Raw genomic sequence first — 21489 nt, forward strand, 5'->3', positions numbered from 1 at the left:
GAAATCTTCGATGCCGGTTATCGCCGGGCGCGTGTCCGAGTTGATCGGGCAGACACCGCTTTTCGAGCTCGCTGTCGATCGCACCTCCGGAGCTCGGTTGTTCCTCAAGCTCGAGACCTTCAATCCCACGGGCGCGGCCAAGATTCGGATGGCGCGGGCCATGGTGCTGGACGCGGAGCGGCGGGGGCAGCTGCGCGCGGGCGGGCACATCATCGAATCGACTTCGGGTAATACCGGGTTGGGGCTGGCCGTGGTGGCGCGGGAGCGCGGGTATCGGTTCACCGCGGTGGTCGATCATCACGCGTGCGCGGCCAAGTTGAACGCCATGCGGGCCATGGGGGCCGAGCTGGTGTTCGTGTCCGAGGAAGGGGATGACGGGTTGTCGACCTCCGCGCGGGAGGAGCTCGCGGCCGAGCTGGCCGCGGCGGAGGGGCCGAGCGCGTATTTTCCGGCGCAGCACGACAATCCGGCCAATGGGGTCGGGTATTACGCGCTGGCCGAGGAGCTGCTGGCGGATCTCGAGAAGGTCGACATTCTGGTGGGCGCGGTGGGCACCGGGGGGTCGCTGTTCGGGACGGCGCGCGGGCTGCGGGACCGCGGTTGCGATCCGCGGCTGATCGGGGTGGAGCCCGAGGGGTCGATCGCGTTCGGGCCGCCGGCGCACGACTACTGGCAGTCCGGGACCGGGACGCCGGAGGGGGCGGCGCCCGGCATTCACGTGGATCAGGATCTGCGGTTGATCGACGAGCGGGACCGGATCAAGGTCTCCGATATCGACGCCTTCGCGACCGCGCGCGCCCTGGCCGCGGAACTGGGCCTGCTGATCGGCGGCTCGTCGGGCGGTTCGGTGCTCGCGGCGCTGACGCGGCTGGCGGAGTTCCCGCCGCATTCGATCGTGGTGGTGATCGTCAACGATGACGGCGAGAAGTACCTGGACACCGTGTTCGACGAGAAGTGGATGAACGATCGGCATCTGCTCGACCGCAGCCGGGAGGCCGAGATCGTGACGCTGCTGCGGCGGCAGCGCCCGGCGCACCGGATCGACCCGCGCGAACTCGAGGCGCTGCGGCATCTCGACCTCGCGCTGCCGCACGCCGACGCGCACGACGACGAGCGGGCCCGGCAGGTCGAGCTGATCCGCACCCTCGACGCACTCGGCCTGCCCGCCAACGAGATCGGCGAGCTGCTGGGCCGCACCGGCGATCAGGTCTGCCTGGCACTGGACAAGCATCGGCAGCGGCTGACCGATCAGGCCGCCCAGGTGGCGCAGCTCGTCTCGACGCTGCGCGGTACCGCGCCATCCGCCCCGGACGCGACGCACCCCATCCACGTGCCCGCGCCCGCGCCCGAGGCCGCCGCGAAATGAGCGGTGCGACTCGGCAATCCAGCGCACGGCAGTCCGACGGCCGGCAGCTGACCGCGCTGGCCACGCCCATCGCCCTGACCCAGCTCGCCCAGGTGGCGGTCTCCACCACGAACATCGCCCTGATGGGCACGCTCGGGGTGCGGCAGGTCGCGGCGGGCGGGCTGGCGCTGGTGCTGTTCAACCAGATTCGCACCATGTGCGTCGGATTGATCACCGGCACCGGCAATCAGGTGGCGACCGTGGTGAGCCGGGCCGACAAGCAGGGCCGGCGGTCCGAGGCGCAGGTGCGCGAGGTGGTGCGGTCGAGTTTCCTGATCGCGACGCTGGCGGGCGTGCTGGGCGGGGCGCTGCTCATCGGGCTGGGGTGGGCGCTGCGCTGGCTGGGCCAGGACGCGGCGGTGCTGGCGCAGGCGCGGCCGATGATGGTCGCGCTGGCCCCGGGACTGCTGCCCTGCCTGTGGTTTCAGGTGTTGCGGCAGTACACGATCGGGCTGCAGCGACCGCAGGCGCTGCTGCTGGTGACACTGGGCTCGGTGGCCTTGAACCTGGTGCTGGCGCTGGCGTTCATGCACGGCTGGGCGGGCCTGCCGGCCCTCGGGCTGACCGGTGTCGGCGTGGCCACCTCGCTGGTCTTCCTGCTCACCTTCGGGGTGTTCTGGGCGATGGTGCGCCGCGACCCGAAACTCGGTGCGACACTGCCGGTTCGGTGGTGGCCGGTGCATCGGGCGACGGTGTGGGAGGAGCTGCGGCTGGGCACCCCGATCGCGCTCACCTACGGCTCCGAGGCCGGCATGTTCTCGGTGCTGGCGCTGGTGATGGGCGGGATCGGCGCGGCCGCGCTGGCCGCCCACAATGTGGTCTATCAGCTGGTGTACATCGTGTTCCAGGTGGCGATCGGGCTCTCGCACGGGGCGTCGATCCTGGTGAGCAAGGCGGTGGCGCGCGACGAATTCGCGCACGCACGGTCGGTGGCGCGGCTGGCGCTGCGGTACGCGGCGGTCGTCACCGCGCTCACGGGGTTGGCCTACGTGCTGGCCCCAGGTTGGGTGTTGCGGCCGTTCCTGACCGACGGCGACGCGGCGGCCGAACACGTGGCGCACACGCTGCTGTGGGTCGCCATCGCACTGCAGTTCTTCGACGCCGCTCAGAACATTGCGGTCGGTCTGCTGCGGGGGCTCAAGGACACCAAGGCCGGCTTCCGGCTCTCGCTCATCGGGTACTGGGGTGTGGGATTGCCCACTGCGCTGCTGCTGGCTTTCCCGCTGCGAATGGGCGCGGCGGGCGTGTGGCTGGGGCTGGGCGCGGGCCTCGCCACCACCGCTGCCCTGATGCTGCGCCGCTTCTTCACGCTGCTTCATGTGCGTGAGCAGGAGCATCGGCCGGTGCTGGCCGGTAGCCCCCACGCCTAGCCCGACACCCAAATCTCACCTACTCGCAAGCATGCCGTCACTGGCAGCGGGCAACCTGAAAGAAACGGGCTTCGCTATTCTTGCGACGGAATCGGCAGAGCCCTATCGACGAGTTGGCAAGCAAGGGCGCAACACCGACGCCGGGGAGGATGTCCGTGCACATCACACGAGTCGCCGAGTATCCCAAGCCAGACCATGTGCTTTTCCATTTCAGTGACACCCATCTGATCGCCGCCGACGCCGAGCTGTACGGCACGGTCGACGCCGAAGCGCGGCTCGAGAGCCTGCTGGGCCAGGCCGAGGCCAGCCGCATCGCGCCGACCGCCATCGTGTTCACCGGCGACCTCACCGACCGCGGTGAGGCGGGCGCGTACCGCAAGCTGCGCGATCTGGTGGAGCCGTGGGCCGAACGCCTGGGCGCGCCGGTGGTCTGGGTCGCCGGCAATCACGACGAGCGCGCGGTCCTGCGTGAGCATCTGCTCGACGAGCAGCCCTCGGGCGCGCCGTTCGACGCGGTGCACATGTTCGACGGGCTGCGCGTCATCGCCCTCGACACCACCGTCCCCGGCCACCACTGGGGTGAGATCACCGATGCCCAATTGGCTTGGCTGCGTGATGTTCTCGCCGAGCCGGCGCCCTTCGGCACCATTCTCGCCATGCATCACCCGCCGCTGCCCTGCGTGCAGGATCTGGCCGTGCTGGTCGAGCTGCGCGATCAGCGCCGCCTCGCCGACGTGCTCGACGGCACCGACGTGCGCGCGATTCTGGCCGGGCACCTGCATCTTTCGAGCACCGCGACCTTCGCGGGCATTCCGGTCTCGGTGGCGTCGGCCACCTGCTACAGCCAGGACATGGCGGCCGCCGAGGGTGGCCAGCGCGGCCGCGACGGCGCGCAGGCGTTCAACTACGTGCACGTCTACCCGGACACCATCGTCCACTCGGTGGTCCCCATCGGCCACGGCCCCACCGTCGGCAAGCCCGCCGATCCGGAGCAGGCCGCCGAGAAGCTCGCCGACGCGGGCATCGTGATACCCCCCGCGGCCCGCATCCCACACGTCCTCCGCCGCCGGACCGAGGCCCCCGAATCCGACGGCGAGACAGTCCTCTGACGGGGGACGCGACTACTGCGACGGGAGCCGAAACCGCTTCAGGCTGCGCCGATTCCGGAATCGTCCGCGATTTCCGTAATGGCCTTGCGCACCTGCCGCGGATCCGCGAGCGTGCCGCGGCGCAACACCAGTTCCCGGCCGATCCGTAGGGCGCGCCGGGTGGCGGGCCCGGGATCGGGCAGCGTCTCGAGGTCGGAGAGCTGGGCGAAACCCACTATGCGGCGGATGATTTCCGCGCCGGCGTAGCCGAGGGCGTCGGTCCATACCCGGCGCAGGAACCGGTCGAGGTAGGCGTCGTCGAAGAAGGTGTCGACGCGGGTGGGCCACAGGGCGCGGAATTCGGTGTCGAAAGCCTGCCAGCTGTGGGCGATCTCGTCGAGATGGCCGGCGTCGGGCGCCAGGACACGCGCGCGGGCATCGGCGGCGATCACATTGCCCCAGTAGAGGCCGAGGTCGAAGCCGACGGGTCCGACGAAGGAGAATTCGGGGTCGAAGATCTTGACCACCTCGCGGCCGTCGCGTTCGCCGACCATGATGCTGCCGGTGTGCAGGTCGCCGTGCAGCAGCGCCTGGGCACCGGACATGAAAGTGTGCCGCAGCTCGGCGATCTCGGTCCGCAGTGCCGGATCGGCGCGGAAGGCGGCGGCCAGGTCGGCGACCGATTCGTGCCAGTGGTTGTGCTCGTGTTCGAGATACGGTTCGGCGAGCACCAGATCCTCGGTGATCTTGCAGAGCTCCGGGTTCACCGATTCCGCCAGCAGCGCTTTGCGTTCCGCGCTGGACATGCCGAAATCGCTGGTGGCGAAGGCCAATCGCGCGACGAAGACGCCGACGGCGGTGGACGCGCCACCGAAGCCGGCGCCCTCGTTCAGGACCGTGCGCAGCACCCGCAGATCGGCGAGGTTCTCCATGGTGAGCGCGTAGTTGTCCGCGTCGTAACCGTGCACCGCCGGAACGGTTTCCGGCGCGACCGCGGTGACGCGGCGGTAGGCGCGGGCCTCGGCGGTCGCGCGTTCGGGGCTCATGGGCCACGACGGCCCGGCGACCCGGACCCACGGCAGGGCCTGCTTGACCGCGAGACTGCGGCCGTCGCGGTGCGTGGCCAGGAATACCCGGTTGAGATTGCCGTCGGAGACCTCGTGAACGTGGATGTCGCTGTCGGCGAACGCGTCTCCGGCGAAGTAGCCGCGCTCGCGCAGATAGCCGGGGACGTCCTCGGCCTCCAGGATCCGATATTCCCGTGTCATACCCGTTTGCCTCCCGACAGCGTGAAACTGAACACCAGCGCCAGCACCAGCACCCCGCCCTGCACGACATCCTGGGTGTAGTAGGGCAATCCGGCGATGGTGAGGCCGGAGGAGATGATGCCGATCAAGACCGCGCCCAGCGCGGTGCCCCACACATTGGGTTTGCCGCGCCCGAGCACCGAGGTGCCGACCAGGGCCACCGCCACCGCTTCCAGCAGTTGCGAATTGCCCGCCGACACATCGCCCTGACCGATGCGGGCGGCCAGGATCAGGCCGCCGATCGCGGCCAGTACCCCCGACGCCACGTAGGCCAGGCTTCGATACGCCCCGACCCGCACCCCGGCCAGGCGGGCGGCTTCCCGGTTGGCGCCGATCGCGTACAGCACTCTGCCCCAGCGGGTTCGAGCCAGGAACATCCAGGCGAGCAGGGTCAGCGCGGCGAAGATCAGGACCGAGACCGGGATGCCGAGGACACTGCCGCGATCGATGGACAGGAACCCGGCGGTGAACTTGCCCGGCGCGGTGGAACCGTCCGCGAGGGTCATACCCGGGGAGATGGACTGACCGTCGACGAGAATCAGCTTGCTGCCCTGGATGACGAACATGGTGCCGAGCGTCGCCAGCATGTCCGGCACGCGCAGCAGCACCACCAGGGCGGCGTTCACCAGCCCGGCCGCCGCGCCCGCGCCGAGCACGGCCAGCACCGCGATCGCCCCGATCTGGTTGTGCACCACCATGGTCTGCGCGGCGACCGAGACGCCGAGACCGGCGACCGCGCCGACCGACATGTCCAGCCCGCCGACCGCCATGGTCAGGGTGACACCGAGGCCGAGGATCGCGGCCACGGAGACGTAGCGCAGGATGTCCAGCAGCGTCGCGGAATTGCGGAATGTGGGCTCGCTCACCAGGAACCAGGCGAACAGGGCGAGGGTGACGACGATGAAGCCGTACTTGACGACGGCTTCCCGGACACCGTCGCCCGCGACGGGTGCGGCGACCACGGGCGCGGGCCGGTCGGTCGCTGTCATTGCGGGACTCCAGTCATTGCGGCTCCTGTCATCGCGGGCCTCCCAGCGTCGCGAGCGTGTCGAGAATGCGATCGGGCTCGGGATCGTAGGTGTCGAGCCGGATTTCGCCGTCGACGAGCACGAGCACCCGGTCGGCGACCTCGAGCACCTCGTCGATGTCCGAGGACAACACCAGCACGGCGGCGCCGTCGCCGGCGAGGGCGCGGGCCTGCCGCCCGATATCGCGCCGCGCCCCGATATCGACGCCGCGGAAGGGTTCGTCCAAGACGAGGACGCGCGGCCGCTGCGCCAGCCAGCGGCCGACCACGATCTTCTGCTGATTGCCGCCGGAGAGTTCCTCGATGAGGCTGTGCTCGTCGCGGGCGACGACGCCGAGCCGAGCGATGGTGCGGCGGGCTCGTTCGGCCTCGCGGGCCGGGGAGATCAACCCGGCGAATCCCGAGACCGATCGCAGGAACGGCAGCGAAAGATTCTGTGCCAGCGACCATCCCGGGATCAGCGCGTCGGCGTGCCGGTCCTCGGGTACCAGGTACACGCCGTCGCGGATCGCGTCCGCGGGATGCTTGGGCCGGTAGGGCTTGCCGTCCAGTTCGAGTCCACCGTCGCGGAAGGCCGCGACCCCGGTCAGCCCGGCGGCGAGTTCGGTCTTGCCCGCGCCCAGCAGACCCACGACCCCGGTCACCTCCCCGGCCCGCAGCTCGAGGTCCTGCGGACGACGTTCGGGCAGCAGCGAAACACCCCGAAACGACAGCGCCACTTCACCATTGCCGGGTCCCGCGTCGGCGGGGCGCAGCGTGGTGGCGGCCTGCGCGGTGGCCAGCATGGCCCGCAGCGCGGCATCCCAGTCGAAGGGGCGCGGCAGATCGGCGGTGACGCGGCCGTCGCGCAGCACGACCAATCGGTCGGCGAGGGAGTCGATTTCACCGAGACGGTGGGAGACGTACAGCACGGCGATCCCGTCCGAACGCAGTCGCTCGACGATCGCGAACAGTCGACGCGCCTCCGCCGCCGACAGGGCCGAGGTGGGCTCGTCGAGAATCAGTAGCCGCGGGCGCGTGGACAGGGCGCGGGCCAGAATCAGCAGCTGCTGATCGGAGAGGCCGAGTTCGGCGACATCGCGGCGCAGGACGCGATCGCTCCAGTTGAGATCCAGCGTGGCTTTAATCTCCCTGGCCCGCAACAGCACTCGCCTGCCACTGCGCAGCGGATTGCCGCGGTCGCCGGCCAGTTCGTCGAACACCAGGTTTTCGGCGACCGAGAGCCCCGGGACGACGCCCGCGGCGATGTGCTGATGCACGGTGCGGATGCCCAGGCGCTGCGCCGCCAGCGGCGTGCGCAGCTCGGCGGCGACACCGCCGACCGACACCCGGCCGCGGTGCTCGGCGTGCACCCCCGACAGCACCTTGATCAGCGTCGATTTGCCCGCGCCGTTCGCGCCCAGCAGAGCGGTCACGCCGCCGGGCGCGAGGTCGAGGCTCACGCCGTCGAGAACGGTCTTGCCGCCGAACGACATTCCGACGTCGCGCAGCGAAACCGCCGGCGCCCCAACATCAGTGAGCGACAACGGGGATCCAGTCGGCGGCGCTCACCTGGCCGAGGTTCAGTGCGGGCAGTGCCGCGCGCAGCTGATCCAGATTCTGAATCTTCTTCGACACCAGCAGATCCCGGCTCACCGCGACGGCCGGGAACTCGACGGCCTGCTTGCCCAGCTGCCCGGCGATCTGCAGGGCGATGGTGCGCACGACCGCCGCGCCGACCGCGGACGGGTCGGTGCCGGCGGTGGCCACCCAGGGGCTGTGGTCGGCGGTGATGAGCTGGATGTCGGCGTTGGAGATGTCCGCGCCCACCACCTTGACGGCGTTCTCCAGATGCTTGTTCTGCACCGCGAGCACCGTGCCCTTGGCGAGTTCGTCGTACGGCGCGAAGATGCCCTTCACGTCACCGTGCTGGGTCAGCGCGGCGCTCACCAGCGGCACGGTGTCGGTGGCGGTCGAATCGCTCACCTTGCCGACCTTGAACTGCTGGTTCCAGCCATTGTCCCCGAGCGCCTTCTGCCACACCGCGTCTCGCTTGTCCAGCGGCGCGAAGCCCGCCACGTTCACGTATCCGACCGGTGCGTTCTTGCCGATGGCGGCGGCCAGCGCACCGATGGCGACCGAGGCGATATCGGCGTCGTTCTGCCGCGTGGCGATCACCTTGGGATTGCTCGACTCGACATCGTAGGTCACCACCGTGATGCCCTTGTCGATCGCCTGATCGATGAGCGGTCCGACGGTGGCGGGGAAGCCGTGGTCGACGATGATGGCCTTGGCGCCCGAATTGATCGCGGTGGACAGGTCGGTGGCCTGCTTGGCGTTGTCGGCCTGCGCGTCATAGACGGCCAGGTCGATCCCGACCGCCTTGGCCTGCGCCTTCGCGCCATTGCCCCACTGCTCGAAGTAGTCCCCGGCTCCGCTCTGCCGCACCAGCGCGACCTTCACCCCGCCCTGGTCGAACGGCGCGGGCTTCTTGCCGGTCGCCGGCGCCACCGCGGGCGTCGAGGCTTGCGGCGCACCCGAATTCGACGACTGCGAGCATCCGCTCACCAGCAGCGCGACGGCGAGAACGGGTGCGGCCAAGGCCACCGAGAAGCGGGTCACGACGGTACTCCAAGCAGTAGACGGTCAACCTCGGGCAAACTACTCGCGACGCCCGCCGGTGACCCGTAATTCGCTCCGCCTGATCCGAATACGGCTATGCGTCGAGGATGCCTCGCAGGGCGCCCAGGCAGGCGGCGCGGACCTGGTCGCGGGTCAGCACCTGGTGTTCGAGCCATTCCAGGCACAGCGTGTGCACGAACATCAGCCACGAGGTGACCAGCGCGGACATGACCTCGCGGTCGGTGCCGGACACCCCGAGGGCGGTGAGCACGACCTCGCGCATGGCGGCGTGGTCGCCGAACACGATGGCCTGCACCACCGGATCCCCCGTCAGCGACCGGTTGGCGGCCAGCACGGTGTTGCGGTTGGCCTCGAAATAGTCGAGATGGGCGTCGAGTCCGGCGGCCACCTGATCGGACAGGGGCAGGTCGGGATCGAGGTGGACCCGGCCCTGCAGATCCTCGGCGGCCCGCTGATAGATGGCCGCGAACAGCGCGCTCTTCTTCGGAAAGTGGCGGTACAGCAGCGCCCGCGAGATGCCGGCCCGATCCGCGACCTGATCCATCTGCACCTGGTCGTAGGGCAGTTCGGCGAACAGCCGCGCGCCGACATCGAGCAGTTCGGCGCGACGCTGATCGGGACTGAGACGACGGCGCGGTGGCATCCCCACACCATAGTTGACGCATGTCTACTAGCGCGCCTAGGCTCATGCCAGATAGTTGACACACGTCTACTAGGCCGGAGTCATCGGGGAAAGGGCGATCATGAAGTCCGTATTGCGTTGGTACCTGGTCGTATTCGGCGTCGCCTGCGTGCTGATCGCGCTGGCCCACATATTCATCGGCCCCAGCACCATCATCGGAGCCAACACCCCCAATGCCACCCTGGACGGCGACATTCGCTTCTCCATGGTGCTGTTCCTCGCCTACGGCGTCGCCTGCGTGTGGGCTGCACGGGACCTGGACCGCAATGCCGGCTTCATCCACCTGCTGATGCTGCTGTTCTTCGTCGGCGGCCTGGTGCGCCTGCTCACGGTCGCCTATGTGGGCTGGCCGCACTGGTTCTACGTCGTCATGCTCGTCGTCGAACTGGTCATGCCGCTGGTGTATTCGACGCTGCTGCAACAGGTCACGCACCGGCCGATCCGGCCGAGCCTCCCGGCCGCCGCCGCGGAGCCGTCTTTCGGTGCAGCGCCTTCGGCGCGCCCCACCGAGTGAGACCGGGCGGGGGCCGGGATCAGTCGATCTTGACGCTGAGGCCGTAGTCGATGGTCTGATGCGACGGCGAGGAGACCTCGAGGCGGTAGGAACCGTTGGCGGGCAGCACGACTCGCCTCCACTGATGCTGGTAGGACAGCACGCCGGTGGGGCCGGAGACCGTGACGGTGACGTCGGACCAGTTGGGGTTGGCGTCGACGATCATGACCTGGCCGCCGTGGGCGTCGAGCACGTAGGAGTCGTGGCTGAAGCCGATCAGGCGGCCGCTGACGTACCCGTTGTCGGTGCCGTAGGCGAAGTAGATGTGCTGGGCGTCGGCCGCCGAGGCGGGGCCGGCGCCGAGGATGGTGGCGGTGGAGGCGGCGGCCAGGGCGGCGGCGGCGAGGAACTTCTTTTTCATGCCCCGATGGTGGGCGGCACGACTAATCAGGTTCCAACGGCCGACTATCGGCGCTCGCCACCGCCGCCCCGGCGCGTTCTGGGGCCGCCCCGGCGCGTTCTCAGGCCGCGCCCGATTCGAACGCCGTCATCGTGCCCGCAATGGTTTCCGGCTTCTCCCAGGGCGCCGGTTCCGGGAAATAGGTCTCCAGGAATTCGGCGACGGCGCGCACCCGTTCGGCCTCCGGGACCTCCGGGAAACTGCCGTCGTTGAGGCAGAAGAAATCGACATTGCGGCGCTTGGCCAGACCGTCGAGCAGGGCCAGGCCGGTGTACGCGGTGGTGTCCACGTAGCGGACCTTCGCGGCCTCCTGCGGCACGGCGCGGCCGGTGAGCAGCGCGTAGTAGTGATACAGCGAATTGGTCACCGAGATATCGGTGGCGGCGCGGAACCGGCTGGCGCGGGTGCGGGCGAAATCCTCGGCGAAGACCTGCTCCATCTCCTGCAATACGCTGCGGCGCAACGGAACCGGCGTGTGCTCGAGATGCCGGGTGATGACGTTGCCGAACCGGCGGGCCAGCAGCGCGCGGTTGACTCGCGCCGCGTTCTCGAAACCGCTGCGGCGTTCGTTGTTGGCGCCCGGGCCGATCCGGGTGCCCGCCTCGATGTAGCGGCTGATCCCCGCGGGCGTGAAGAACATCGACGGGCGCACCGGGCGCGCGAAGAACATGTCGTCGTTCGAGTACAGGAAGTGCTCCGACAATCCCTCGATGTGCTGCAATTGGCATTCCACCGCATGGGAATTGAACACCGGCAGCCCGCTGAGGTCCGAGAAGTGATCCACCGCGCGCACGATCGTCACCTGCGGATCGTCGGCCAGCCAGTCCGGCACCCGGGAATCGGTGGCGATGAAGATGCGGCGAATCCACGGCGCGTTCTTGTGCACCGAGCGCAGCGCGTAACGCAATTCGTCGATCTGGCGGATGCGGGCGTCGGCCTCGTCCCCCTCGCCCACCACCACCTGCGCCATCATTCCCGCACGGCGCGCGCGGAATTCGGGGTCGGTGCCGTCCACCCAGGAGAACACGATGTCGATATCGAAGCCGACATCGCTGGCGTGCGGGGCGAACATGCCCGCCAGCGTCGGCCAGTTCAGCTCGTAGAGGCGCACGGTGGCCGGTTCCACATCGGCGACGTCGAACACCATGCGGGTCAAGGCGTTCGGGCGCGGGCACTCCACCGTGTCACCGTGGTACTCCCACAGCTCGATATCCACGTGATGGGCCGGATCCAGATCACGTCCCAGCCGGAAGACGTTGTGCTGCTTCTCGTTGCAGCAGAATCCGGCGACCATGGCGGCGCCCAGCACCCTTCTCAGGGCCGCCCGGTGCACGCTGTCCACCGCCAGCACCAACCGATGCTCGGCATCACGCACCAGCAGGTACGGCACCTCCGCGAGCGTCAGCTCGCCACGCAGATACCGCAGATCCTCGGCCACCGCGTCCGACACCACCAGATTCGCCACGCTCGCGCGTCCCACCAACTCGTCCACCATCACCGTCTCCGCTCTGTTCGCACTGCACCTCGCGTCTGTCCCCGCGCATCGGCCACGGCCCCGCGCCGGCCCAGGCGGGGGCCGATACCGGCGCGCACCGTGAAATCCGTTGGGGCATTCAGAAGAACGGAGCGGACAGGGTGGTGCGAGGCGGGGTCCACGGTCGTCGCTGCTGCGGCCGGATCGCCATTCGCACTCACCTCACTCGCTCACATGACGCGCTCTCGCGTCGGTGGAAAAACTCTGCTTGCGTTCGTCGACGCCACGGCGGTGGCGGACGAGCTTCGCCGGGCGGTCATCGGCCGGTTACTCGCACGACCTCGTTCAGACGAGGGACTGTAACGAATGATGCAACTGTTATCGCTTCTCGTCAATCTGTTTCCCCGCAGGTCCGCCTGTGTTTTCACGTTCGTAACCGACGAAACCGACGAGTCTGGCGAATCGCGTGGGCGATTCGGACGCCAGCAGGCCAGCGGCGCAACGGCATACACTTGCGACAGCACAGCCCAGCCCGCTGTGCGCGACGCGATGGTGAGGTGACGCGGGTGGTAGCCGAAGCGCGGGAACGTCAGGAGCCCTCGACAGTGTCAGTGTCCGATAACGATGCCGAAACGCAGGATCATCCCGAACTCGACGTTTTGCCGCACTGGCCGCGGGACACCATCGCGGTCCTGGTGACCACCGATCCGGCGCCCCACGCCATTCCGGTGTCCTGGCCGGTGCGCGCCGGGGACCGCCGAATCCTGCTGAGCCTCAAGTCCGATCGCGGCTCGCTGGCCCGGCTGCGGGAGCGGCCGGAGGTGGCGCTGCTGATTCTCGGCGGCGGCGATGTGGCGCTGTGCGCACGCGGCACCGCGCATGTGCTCGCCGACCCGATGCCGGGCGCCGAGGACTACACGGCGGTGGAATTGCGCGTCGAGGTGATCGACGATCACCGGCAGTCGGCCTTCGAGGTGGCGGCCGGAATTCAGCGCACCGTCCGCGACGACTCCGAACTACGCTATCTGGAGAAACGGGTCGAGACGCTGCAGGCGATGGCGACCGACCGCAACTGATACCGAAGGAGATCGCGTGTCTGTCAGCTTGGCCAAGGGCGGAAACGTTTCGCTGTCCAAACAGGCTCCGAACCTGACCAAGGTCGCGGTGGCGCTGGGCTGGGACGTGCGCACCACCACGGGCGCCGACTACGACCTGGACGCCAGCGCGCTGGCCTGCGGCTCCAATCAGCGGGTGCTCTCGGACGCGCACTTCATCTTCTACAACAACCTGCGCTCCCCCGAGGGCACCATCGAGCACACCGGCGACAACCTCACCGGCGCCGGCGAGGGCGACGACGAGGTCATCAACGTCGACCTGGCCGCCATGCCGCCGACCATCACCAATATCTTCTTCCCGGTCTCCATCCACGAGGCCGATGTCCGCCGCCAGTCCTTCGGCCAGGTCCGCAATGCCTACATTCGCGTGATCGACGCCGTAACCGGTTCGGAGCTGGCCCGTTTCGACCTCACCGAGGACGCCTCCACCGAAACCGCCATGGTCTTCGGCGAGCTCTACCGCCACGGCCCGGAATGGAAGTTCCGCGCCATCGGCCAGGGCTACGCCTCCGGCCTGGCCGGCATCGCCCGCGACTACGGCGTGAACGTGTGATCGTCGCCTTCTCGGTCACCCCGCTCGGCGTCGGCGCGGACGTGGGCCGCGCCGTCGCCGAAGCCGTCCGCATCGTGCGCGCCAGCGGCCTGCCCAACGAGACCAACGCCATGTTCACCACCATCGAAGGTGAATGGGACGAGGTCATGGCCGTCGTCAAACAGGCCACCGACGCGATCCTCACCGTCGCCCCACGGTGCAGCCTCGTCCTCAAAGCCGACCTCCGCCCCGGCACCACCAACGCCATGCACACCAAGGTCGAAACCGTCGAACGCTACCTGGCCGAGTAGTCAGGATCCGGATAGACAGGATCCGAATAGTCAGGAGATGCGTTCGCGGAGCCAGTCGGGGATTTCGTCGCCGGCGCGGGGGTAGGTGGCGAGTTCGCGGCGGCATTCGTCGGGTTCGGGGAGCGGGAGCCAGTCGGGGATTTCCTTGAAGGACAAGGTGAATTGGGCCTTGGTGGAGGCTGCCTGGAGGACGACCTGGCCGCTGAGCCAGGTGCCGGTCATCTGGTCGTAGCAGACGTCCTTGAGGCGGTGCAGCAGGTTGAGCACTTCCTCCGAGGGCTGGAGTTCGTCGGGGTCGGCGTCGGTGAGATCGACCTGGATGCCGGCGTGGCCGTCGTCGCCGACCAGGCAGAACCAGAGGACGGCCGTCTGCCAGGGGGCGGGCAGGGCATCGGTGAGGGCGCTGACCAGAGCACTCTCGACCATGTCGCGATCGGGTGAGCGGGGTGGCGCGGGAACGGGGGCGGGCTCGTCCTCGAGCGCCTTGACCGTCAGGTCCGGATGATGGTTCCGCATGGCCTCGACCACGACGGGGACCGCCACCGAGAGCCGCTCGGGGACGATATAGAGCGGGCGGTCGGCGTTCTTGCGGGCGGCGGCATCGCCGAGAGCCCGCACCCGGTCGCGGAATTCGACGGGATTGCGAAGCACCACCTCGGCGAACTTCTCGGTGTGACCGCCCTTGCGCAGGCGGCCGATGCCCAGCCGCAGCCGATCCACTTCGGTCCACGCCACATGCGGATAGCCCCGGTAGGTGAAGCCCTGATCGGTGATCAGCAGGGTGGGTTGCGGGCGGATCAGATCGTCGAGCATGGCGTACACCCCGAAACCGAACAACGCCATGGCGACCGCGGCCAGCACCCGCATGACCGCGTGCTCGTCCCAGTCGAAGACCACGAATCCGGGTAGTGCGGTCATCACCAGGAAGAAGACCAGCGCGACAGCCGCGCCCGCTCTCGGCGGGTAGTACTCGGTGATCGATGATTCGCGCCCCGAAGCTTGCACCCCCCTGACGCTAGCCGAAACGAGCCGAAGGCAACACTGCCGTTATCGCCCGGCATCACTTCCGCTATGCCCGTTTCGGCCGCCATTGCGGATGTCGTTCAGCCGCGCGGCCAGAACTCCCGCCACCGCGCGGAATCGAGCCCGCGCCGCTCGCCGCGCGCGATTTCGGCGGCATCCTCGGCGGCTCGAATCCGTTCCGCGAACACCAGAGTGGCCTTCCGCAGCCGTTCCTCGGCGCTGTCCGGACCGCCGAGTTCCACCACCCGCAGCGCGTCCGGAATCAAATCCTCGGGTAAACCGGCCTTGATAGCTCGTGAGCGAACTTTCTCCGCGAGCGCCAGCGCGGGCTGCGCCATGGCGATGCCGTCCAGGCACGAACGGCGCGCCTTCTCCGCGGATTTCCGCTCCTCCCAAGCCTTTTCCTGGGCCGCGATCTTGTCGGCCACCGCGGCGTCCGGCTCGAAGCCGCTGCTGCCCTCGGGCCCGCTCAGATGCGGACTGCGATGCACGAGCTTGGCCACCAAGGCCGCCGCCACCTCGGCGACGGTGAATTCGCCTGCCGCCTCGGCGATCCGGGAGTGGAACAGCACCTGCAACAGCAGATCCCCCAGCTCCTCCTTGATCGTCTCGGCGTCCTCGGCCTGGATCGCGTCGAGCAGCTCGTAAGTCTCCTCGAGCAGATACGGCCGCAACGAATCATGCGTCTGCGTCACCTCCCATCCCCCGAAGTTCCACAGCCGATCCATCACCTCCACCGCTTCGCCCAGCGCCGCGGTCATGGCCGCGATACCCGCCGCCTCCGTCGAGAGGTTCTCGCCTGCGCTCATCGGGGGGCGAGCACCTCCGTGGGAACCTTGACATCGACTGCGCCCGGGGCTTTTCCGTCCAGCGCGAGGAGGAGGTCGGCGACGAACTGGAGGAGTTGGACGTCGCGGACCCGGGCCGCGCCGACGCTGTCCTCCACCCGGGGCAGGGGCAGCTGGACGATGCCGGTGGCGGGGCGGTAGGTGGCGTTGGGGTAGAGGCGCTTGAGGCGCAGCTGCTTGGAGTCGGGTAGTTGCAGCGGCGAAACCTTCAAGGTGGTTCCGGTGACGCCGATTTCGGCGATGGCGTACGCGCGGGCCAGCAGGCGGAGCTTGGCGACCGAGACCAGGCGGGCGGTTTCCACCGGCAGCGGGCCGTAGCGGTCCACCAGCTCCTCGACCACCGCCGAGAGGCCCGAATCGTCCTGGGCGGCGGCCAGTTTGCGGTACGCCTCCAGGCGCAGCCGGTCCGAGGCGATGTAGTCGGGCGGGATGTGCGCGTCGACGGGCAGATCGATGCGGACCTCCCTGACCTCCTCGTCCACCGTGATCGGGCGGCCGTCGGCGGCGGCGCGATACGCCTCCACCGCCTCGCCGACCAGCCGCACGTACAGGTCGAAGCCCACGCCCGCGACATGCCCGGACTGCTCGGCGCCCAGCACATTGCCCGCGCCGCGAATCTCGAGGTCCTTCATGGCGACCGCCATGCCCGCGCCCAGATCCGAGTTCTGCGAAATGGTGGCGAGCCGGTCGTAGGCGGTCTCGGTGAGCGGCTTCTCCGGCGGGTACAGGAAGTAGGCGTAGCCGCGCTCCCGCGAGCGCCCGACACGGCCGCGCAGCTGGTGCAACTGCGAAAGACCCAGCGCGTCGGCGCGTTCCACGATCAGCGTGTTGGCATTGGAGATGTCCAGACCGGTTTCGATGATGGTGGTGCACACCAGCACATCGAATTCCCGCTCCCAGAAGCCCTGCACGGTCTTCTCGAGATTGTCCTCGTTCATCTGCCCGTGCGCGACGACGACGCGCGCCTCCGGCACCAGATCGCGAATCCGCTTGGCGGCCTTGTCGATCGAGGAGACCCGATTGTGCACGTAGAACACCTGGCCGTCGCGCAGCAGCTCACGGCGGATGGCGGCCGCCACCTGCTTGTCGTTGTACGCGCCCACATAGGTGAGCACGGGATGGCGTTCTTCCGGCGGGGTGAGGATGGTCGACATCTCGCGGATGCCCGCGAGCGACATCTCCAGGGTGCGCGGAATCGGCGTGGCGGACATGGTCAACACGTCCACGTGCGTGCGCAGCGCCTTGATGTGCTCCTTGTGCTCGACGCCGAAACGCTGCTCCTCGTCGATGATGACCAGGCCCAGGTCCTTCCAGCGCACGCCGGTCTGCAACAGCCGGTGCGTGCCCACCACGATGTCGACATCCTTGGTGGTCATGCCCTCGAGGATCTCGCGCGATTCGGCCGCATCGGTGAAGCGCGACAGGCCCTTCACCACCACCGGGAAGCCGGCCATGCGCTCGGTGAAGGTCTGCAGATGCTGTTGCGCCAGCAGCGTGGTCGGCACCAGCACCGCGACCTGCTTGCCGTCCTGCACCGCCTTGAACGCGGCGCGCACCGCGATCTCGGTCTTGCCGTAGCCGACGTCACCGCAGATGACGCGGTCCATCGGAACGGCCTTCTCCATATCGGATTTCACCTCGGCGATGGCCGAGAGCTGATCGACGGTCTCGGTGAACGCGAACGCGTCCTCCATCTCCTGCTGCCACGGCGTGTCCGGGGCGAAGGCGTGGCCGGGCGCGGCCTGCCGGGCGGCGTAGAGCTGCACCAGTTCGGTGGCGATCTCGCGAACCGCCTTGCGCGCCTTGCGTTTGGTGTTGGCCCAGTCCGAGCCGCCGAGCTTGGACAGCGACGGCATCTCGCCGCCGACGTAGCGGGACAGCTGATCCAGCGAATCCATCGGCACGAACAGGCGATCGCCCGGCTGCCCGCGCTTGCTGGGCGCGTACTCGATGACCAGGTACTCGCGGCGCGCCCCGCCGACGGTGCGTTCGATCATCTCCACGAAGCGCCCGATGCCGTGCTGATCGTGCACCACCATGTCGCCGGCGGTGAGCGCCAGCGGGTCGACCTGGTTGCGGCGGCGGGCGGGCAGCTTCTTGCCCTCGCCGGGCGCGGTGACGCGGTTGCCGGTGAGATCGGATTCGGCGATCACCACCAGTTTGGCGTCGTCGAAGACGATGCCGTCGTGCAGCGAGCCGCAGAGCACCCCGACCACGCCCGGCACCGGTTCGGCCCCGGCCTCCAGCGAGGCGGCGGGCACCTCGGCGTCGGCGAGGCGTTCCAGAATGCGTTGCACCGTACCGTGTCCCGCCACCACGATGACCGCGCGGCCGCCGGTCGCTACCTGGGCGCGCAGCGAGGCGAAGATGGTGGCGACCAGTTCCTCGGACCCGCGGGCGGACGCGGCGGCCAGCACCGGCAGCACGATCTCGTTCGGGTCGTCGGCGGCCAGCGGGCTCAGCGTCCACCAGGGCAGGCCGCGGCGTTCGGCGTCGGCGTGCACCACGTCCAGGCCGCGGTAGCCGGAGGCGGCCAGGTCCAGGCCGTGCGCGCCGAGCGGGGCGGCCGCGCCGAAGGAGGCCGCCGTCCAGGACGCCTCCAGGAACTCCTCGCCGGTGCGCACCAGGTCGGCGGCGCGGGTGCGGACCTTCTCCGGATCGCACAGCAGCACATGGGTTTCCGCGGGCAGCGCGTCCACCAGTAGTTGCAGCTCGCCGGGCTGCAGGACCGGCAGCAGGGCCTCCATGCCCTCGACCGGGATGCCCTCGGCGATCTTGTCGAGCATCTCCACCAGCGCCGCGTCGGCGGCGTTCTCGGCGGCGACCTGGGCGGCGCGTTCGCGAAGTGCGGTGGTGAGCAACAGTTCCCGGCACGGCGGCGCGACCACCAGTTCGACCGGCACCTCGTGGATGGAGCGCTGATCCTGCACGGAGAAGGCGCGCAGCTCGGAGACCTCGTCGCCCCAGAACTCCACGCGCACCGGATGATCCGCCGTCGGCGGGAAGACGTCGAGGATGCCGCCGCGCACCGCGAACTCACCGCGCTTGCCGACCATGTCGACCCGCTCGTAGGCGAATTCCACCAGCCGCGTGAGCAATTCGTCGAAATCGAACTCCGCGCCCTGGTGCAGCACGATGGGCTCGATATCCCCCAGCCCCGCCGCCATCGGCTGCATGAGCGAGCGCACCGTGGTCACCACCACCCGCAGCGGACCCGGCGTCCCCGGATCCTCCGGATGCGCCAGCCGCCGCAACACCTGCAACCGCCGGCCCACCGTGTCCGCGCCCGGCGACAGCCGCTCGTGCGGCAGCGTCTCCCACGACGGGAACAGCGCGACCGTATCCCCCAGCATCTCGGTCAGCTCGACCGCCAGATCGTCGGCCTCCCGCCCGGTGGCCGTCACCACCAGCAGCGGCCGCTGCCCCGCAATGGTCGACGCCACGAACGGCCGCACCGCCGACGGCGCGACCAACATGGCCGACTCCCGCCCGATCAGGCTCGCGACCTGCGTCAACGCGGCATCGGCACCGGCCACCGCAGCCAGTCCCGCCAAAGGTGGACGATCGGTGGTCATGGGGCAGACTCCTCGGCGCAGATCAGCGTTCCAGACGGCCAACCGAGTCTAGTAGCGCCCAACGACACCCAGTACCGACGACCCCGCCGAACCACTTCCGATCCCGGCCGCGCTGATCCCGAGACGCGGGGAGTTCGGCAACGATAGTGCGGCCACCGGGTGAAGGGTGCTGCCCTCTCCGCGCTGGGCGCCCTTCGATCCGGCGCCAGCCCACGAAACCTGCCCAGCGGCGGGCGTCCAGCGGCACCGGACGAAGCTCGAGACCCGAGACACCGGCTCTGGCGGACCGCGAAGGACCTAGTCTTCGCGGACCTCGAAGGACCTAGTCCTCGCGGTGCGCCGAGGACCTGGTCCTCGCGGTGCGCCGAGGTCCCAGCCCTCCCGGTGCGCCGAGGTCCCAGCCCTCCCGGTGCGCCGAGGTCCCAGCCCTCCCGGTGCGCCGAGGTCCCAGCCCTCGTGGGCCTCCAGTGTGCGGACCCTTGCGGGCGCCGAAGGCTGCCCTCGCCCTTGGGGTTTCAGGGGCTTGCCCCTGAGAGTCCCGAGAGTTGGGCTATTGCACGTAGCGGCGGAGGCGGCGGGCGGCGAATTCGCGGAAGTAGGCGACCTTTTCGTCGGGGACGATGGAGGGCAGGAGGAAGTACCAGGCCCGTTCCATGCGGGTCGCCATCTGGTCGATGGATTCGGTGCTGACCGCGACGATGTGGACGCCGGTGGTCATCTCCTGCAGGAGCAGGCCGATGGTCTCGGGGTCGAGGTCGTGCTGGAGATCGCCTTGGGCGATGGCGCGTTCGGCGAGCAAACGATGTGTCTCGCCCCAGGTCTTGGCGATGTTGTCGCCGGTGGCCCCGCGGTAGTCGCCGATCTGGTGGGTCAGCTTGAGCATGGCGCCGACCATCGGATCGTTCATGGTCAGATCCGCCACCACGTAGGTGATCCCGATGCACGCCTCCAGCGCGGGCACCCGCGGATCGAAGAATCCCTGGCAGGCGCTGACCAGTCGCTCGTTGCCCTGATCGACGACGGCGCGGGCCAGTTCTTCCTTGGAGCCGAAGTGAAAGTACAAGGCGCCCTTGGTCACATTGGACTGCGCGATGATTTCCGACAGGGACGCGTTCGCGTAGCCCAGCCGAAGAAAGACATCGGCCGCGCCCGCGAGCACGGAATCGCGAGTGATCTCCGCACGCGCTTGCCTAGCCATCAGATCCGCCTGTCATCAAACCAGCCATCCTGAAGTAGACCGATATCCCGAAGTTGACCGACATCACAGTTCGAACAGCACTCGAAGGATGGGTGAACCGTACCACCCGGCTGCGCGCTGCCAGCCGATTCGAGCATTCGGCCCGTCCTCCTTCGCAATTCGCTGGTTAACTGTCCAGTTCTGTCCGGTTAGGACAGACATATCAGACCAAAATTCAGACTGCAGGGTTTGATAACCCCTTGCCGCTCGGCCATTCCGACGCCAGCACGGGCTCCGCCTCCAGATGCGTGAGGCCGTTCCAGCACAGATTCACCAGGTGCGCGGCCACCACTTCCTTGGACGGCTGGCGCTCGTCCAGCCACCAGGTCGCCGCCGTCGCAACCATTCCCACCAGCGCCTGCCCGTAGAGCGTCGCCAGGCTCGGATCCAGCCCGCGCCGCTCGAAATCCCCGGCGAGAATGTGCGCCACCTGATTCACCGCCTCGTTGAGCAGTGACGAATACGTCCCCTCCGCCGCCGACACCGGCTGATCGCGCATGAGGATCCGGAACCCGTCGGTGCGCTCCTCCATATAGGTGAGCAACGCCAGCGCCACCTGCTCGAGCCGCACCCGCGACCGGTTCTGGGTGAGCGAGGCGGTGATCATCTCCAGCAGCGTCGACATCTCCCGATCGACGACGACGGCGTAGAGCCCCTCCTTCCCCCCGAAGTGCTCGTACACCACCGGTTTCGACACCTGCGCCCGCGCCGCGATCTCCTCTATCGAGGTCGCGTCGTATCCCCGCTCCGCGAACAACGCCCGCCCGATCTCGATGAGCTGCTGGCGCCGCTGGGTCCCGGTCATGCGCGCCCGCACCGGCCTAGCTCCCTCGCCAGCCGTCATTGCCCACCTGCCCTTTCGCCCTGCCCCCGAGCACCTTTGCCCGGGGTGCGGGGCCGTCGGCCGCCGCGCGTCGGTA

The 21489-nt window shown here is 68.8% G+C and carries 19 protein-coding genes; 7 read left to right on the forward strand and 12 right to left on the reverse strand.

The window, feature by feature from the left end:
• Positions 1-10 precede the first annotated feature (10 nt).
• The 3 genes from D7D52_RS02275 to D7D52_RS02285 all read left to right on the forward strand — a co-directional run bounded on the left by D7D52_RS02275 (position 11) and on the right by D7D52_RS02285 (position 3884).
• Complete coding sequence (locus D7D52_RS02275; protein ID WP_120734826.1) at positions 11-1366, forward strand: pyridoxal-phosphate dependent enzyme; 1356 nt, start codon at positions 11-13, stop codon at positions 1364-1366.
• On the forward strand, positions 1363-2775 hold the full coding sequence (locus tag D7D52_RS02280) for an MATE family efflux transporter (protein WP_120734827.1): 1413 nt from the start codon (positions 1363-1365) through the stop codon (positions 2773-2775). Before D7D52_RS02275 ends, D7D52_RS02280 begins: the two co-directional genes overlap by 4 nt.
• Before the next feature lie 155 nt (positions 2776-2930).
• The gene (locus D7D52_RS02285; RefSeq protein WP_187703103.1) at positions 2931-3884 is read left to right on the forward strand and encodes a phosphodiesterase; all 954 of its coding nucleotides are present in this window, start codon (positions 2931-2933) and stop codon (positions 3882-3884) included.
• A gap of 38 nt (positions 3885-3922) precedes the next feature.
• On the opposite strand, the gene mtnK is transcribed toward D7D52_RS02285, so the two are convergent.
• The 5 genes from mtnK to D7D52_RS02310 all read right to left on the reverse strand — a co-directional run bounded on the left by mtnK (position 3923) and on the right by D7D52_RS02310 (position 9462).
• Entirely contained in the window at positions 3923-5131 is a 1209-nt protein-coding gene (gene mtnK / locus D7D52_RS02290; RefSeq protein ID WP_120734829.1) for an S-methyl-5-thioribose kinase, read from the reverse strand.
• Positions 5128-6159, reverse strand: coding sequence for an ABC transporter permease (locus D7D52_RS02295; protein ID WP_120734830.1), 1032 nt, complete (start codon positions 6157-6159; stop codon positions 5128-5130). Before D7D52_RS02295 ends, mtnK begins: the two co-directional genes overlap by 4 nt.
• Before the next feature lie 28 nt (positions 6160-6187).
• On the reverse strand, positions 6188-7723 hold the full coding sequence (locus D7D52_RS02300; protein ID WP_222932770.1) for a sugar ABC transporter ATP-binding protein: 1536 nt from the start codon (positions 7721-7723) through the stop codon (positions 6188-6190).
• Complete coding sequence (locus tag D7D52_RS02305) at positions 7710-8798, reverse strand: substrate-binding domain-containing protein (RefSeq protein WP_120734832.1); 1089 nt, start codon at positions 8796-8798, stop codon at positions 7710-7712. Before D7D52_RS02305 ends, D7D52_RS02300 begins: the two co-directional genes overlap by 14 nt.
• Positions 8799-8892: 94 nt before the next feature.
• Complete coding sequence (locus tag D7D52_RS02310; protein ID WP_120734833.1) at positions 8893-9462, reverse strand: TetR/AcrR family transcriptional regulator; 570 nt, start codon at positions 9460-9462, stop codon at positions 8893-8895.
• Positions 9463-9562: 100 nt separating this feature from the next.
• Between D7D52_RS02310 and D7D52_RS02315 the strand changes: the two genes are divergently transcribed.
• Entirely contained in the window at positions 9563-10015 is a 453-nt protein-coding gene (locus D7D52_RS02315; RefSeq protein ID WP_120734834.1) for a DUF4345 domain-containing protein, read from the forward strand.
• Positions 10016-10034: 19 nt separating this feature from the next.
• Here D7D52_RS02315 and D7D52_RS02320 read toward each other — a convergent pair whose 3' ends face one another.
• Positions 10035-10415 carry a hypothetical protein gene (locus tag D7D52_RS02320; RefSeq protein ID WP_120734835.1) on the reverse strand — a complete coding sequence of 127 codons (381 nt, stop codon included), beginning with the start codon at positions 10413-10415 and terminating at the stop codon, positions 10035-10037.
• A 100-nt stretch (positions 10416-10515) separates the two neighbouring features.
• Positions 10516-11949, reverse strand: coding sequence for a stealth family protein (locus D7D52_RS02325; protein WP_120734836.1), 1434 nt, complete (start codon positions 11947-11949; stop codon positions 10516-10518).
• A 584-nt stretch (positions 11950-12533) separates the two neighbouring features.
• On the opposite strand from D7D52_RS02325, the gene D7D52_RS02330 reads away from it, so the two are divergent.
• Genes D7D52_RS02330 through D7D52_RS02340 form a run of 3 tightly spaced genes read left to right on the forward strand, consistent with a single transcriptional unit; the run spans position 12534 to position 13886 of the window.
• Positions 12534-13004: a pyridoxamine 5'-phosphate oxidase family protein gene (locus D7D52_RS02330; RefSeq protein WP_246023603.1), complete on the forward strand. Its 471-nt coding sequence runs from the start codon at positions 12534-12536 to the stop codon at positions 13002-13004.
• A 16-nt stretch (positions 13005-13020) separates the two neighbouring features.
• Positions 13021-13596, forward strand: a complete 576-nt coding sequence (locus tag D7D52_RS02335; protein WP_120734838.1) for a TerD family protein — start codon at positions 13021-13023, stop codon at positions 13594-13596.
• A complete protein-coding gene (locus D7D52_RS02340) occupies positions 13593-13886 on the forward strand; it encodes an MTH1187 family thiamine-binding protein (RefSeq protein ID WP_120734839.1) in 294 nt (97 codons plus the stop codon). Before D7D52_RS02335 ends, D7D52_RS02340 begins: the two co-directional genes overlap by 4 nt.
• Before the next feature lie 30 nt (positions 13887-13916).
• On the opposite strand, the gene D7D52_RS02345 is transcribed toward D7D52_RS02340, so the two are convergent.
• The 5 genes from D7D52_RS02345 to D7D52_RS02365 form a co-directional block, all read right to left on the reverse strand.
• Positions 13917-14891, reverse strand: a complete 975-nt coding sequence (locus tag D7D52_RS02345; protein WP_120734840.1) for a hypothetical protein — start codon at positions 14889-14891, stop codon at positions 13917-13919.
• Positions 14892-14989: 98 nt separating this feature from the next.
• Positions 14990-15718 carry a nucleoside triphosphate pyrophosphohydrolase gene (locus D7D52_RS02350; protein ID WP_120734841.1) on the reverse strand — a complete coding sequence of 243 codons (729 nt, stop codon included), beginning with the start codon at positions 15716-15718 and terminating at the stop codon, positions 14990-14992.
• Entirely contained in the window at positions 15715-19332 is a 3618-nt protein-coding gene (gene mfd / locus D7D52_RS02355) for a transcription-repair coupling factor (protein WP_120734842.1), read from the reverse strand. Before mfd ends, D7D52_RS02350 begins: the two co-directional genes overlap by 4 nt.
• A gap of 550 nt (positions 19333-19882) precedes the next feature.
• Entirely contained in the window at positions 19883-20530 is a 648-nt protein-coding gene (locus D7D52_RS02360; protein WP_120734843.1) for a TetR/AcrR family transcriptional regulator, read from the reverse strand.
• Between the two features lie 214 nt (positions 20531-20744).
• The gene (locus tag D7D52_RS02365) at positions 20745-21374 is read right to left on the reverse strand and encodes a TetR/AcrR family transcriptional regulator (RefSeq protein ID WP_120734844.1); all 630 of its coding nucleotides are present in this window, start codon (positions 21372-21374) and stop codon (positions 20745-20747) included.
• Positions 21375-21489 lie beyond the last annotated feature (115 nt).

Origin of the sequence: Nocardia yunnanensis, assembly GCF_003626895.1 — a bacterium.
GTDB classification, from domain to species: Bacteria; Actinomycetota; Actinomycetes; order Mycobacteriales; family Mycobacteriaceae; genus Nocardia; species Nocardia yunnanensis.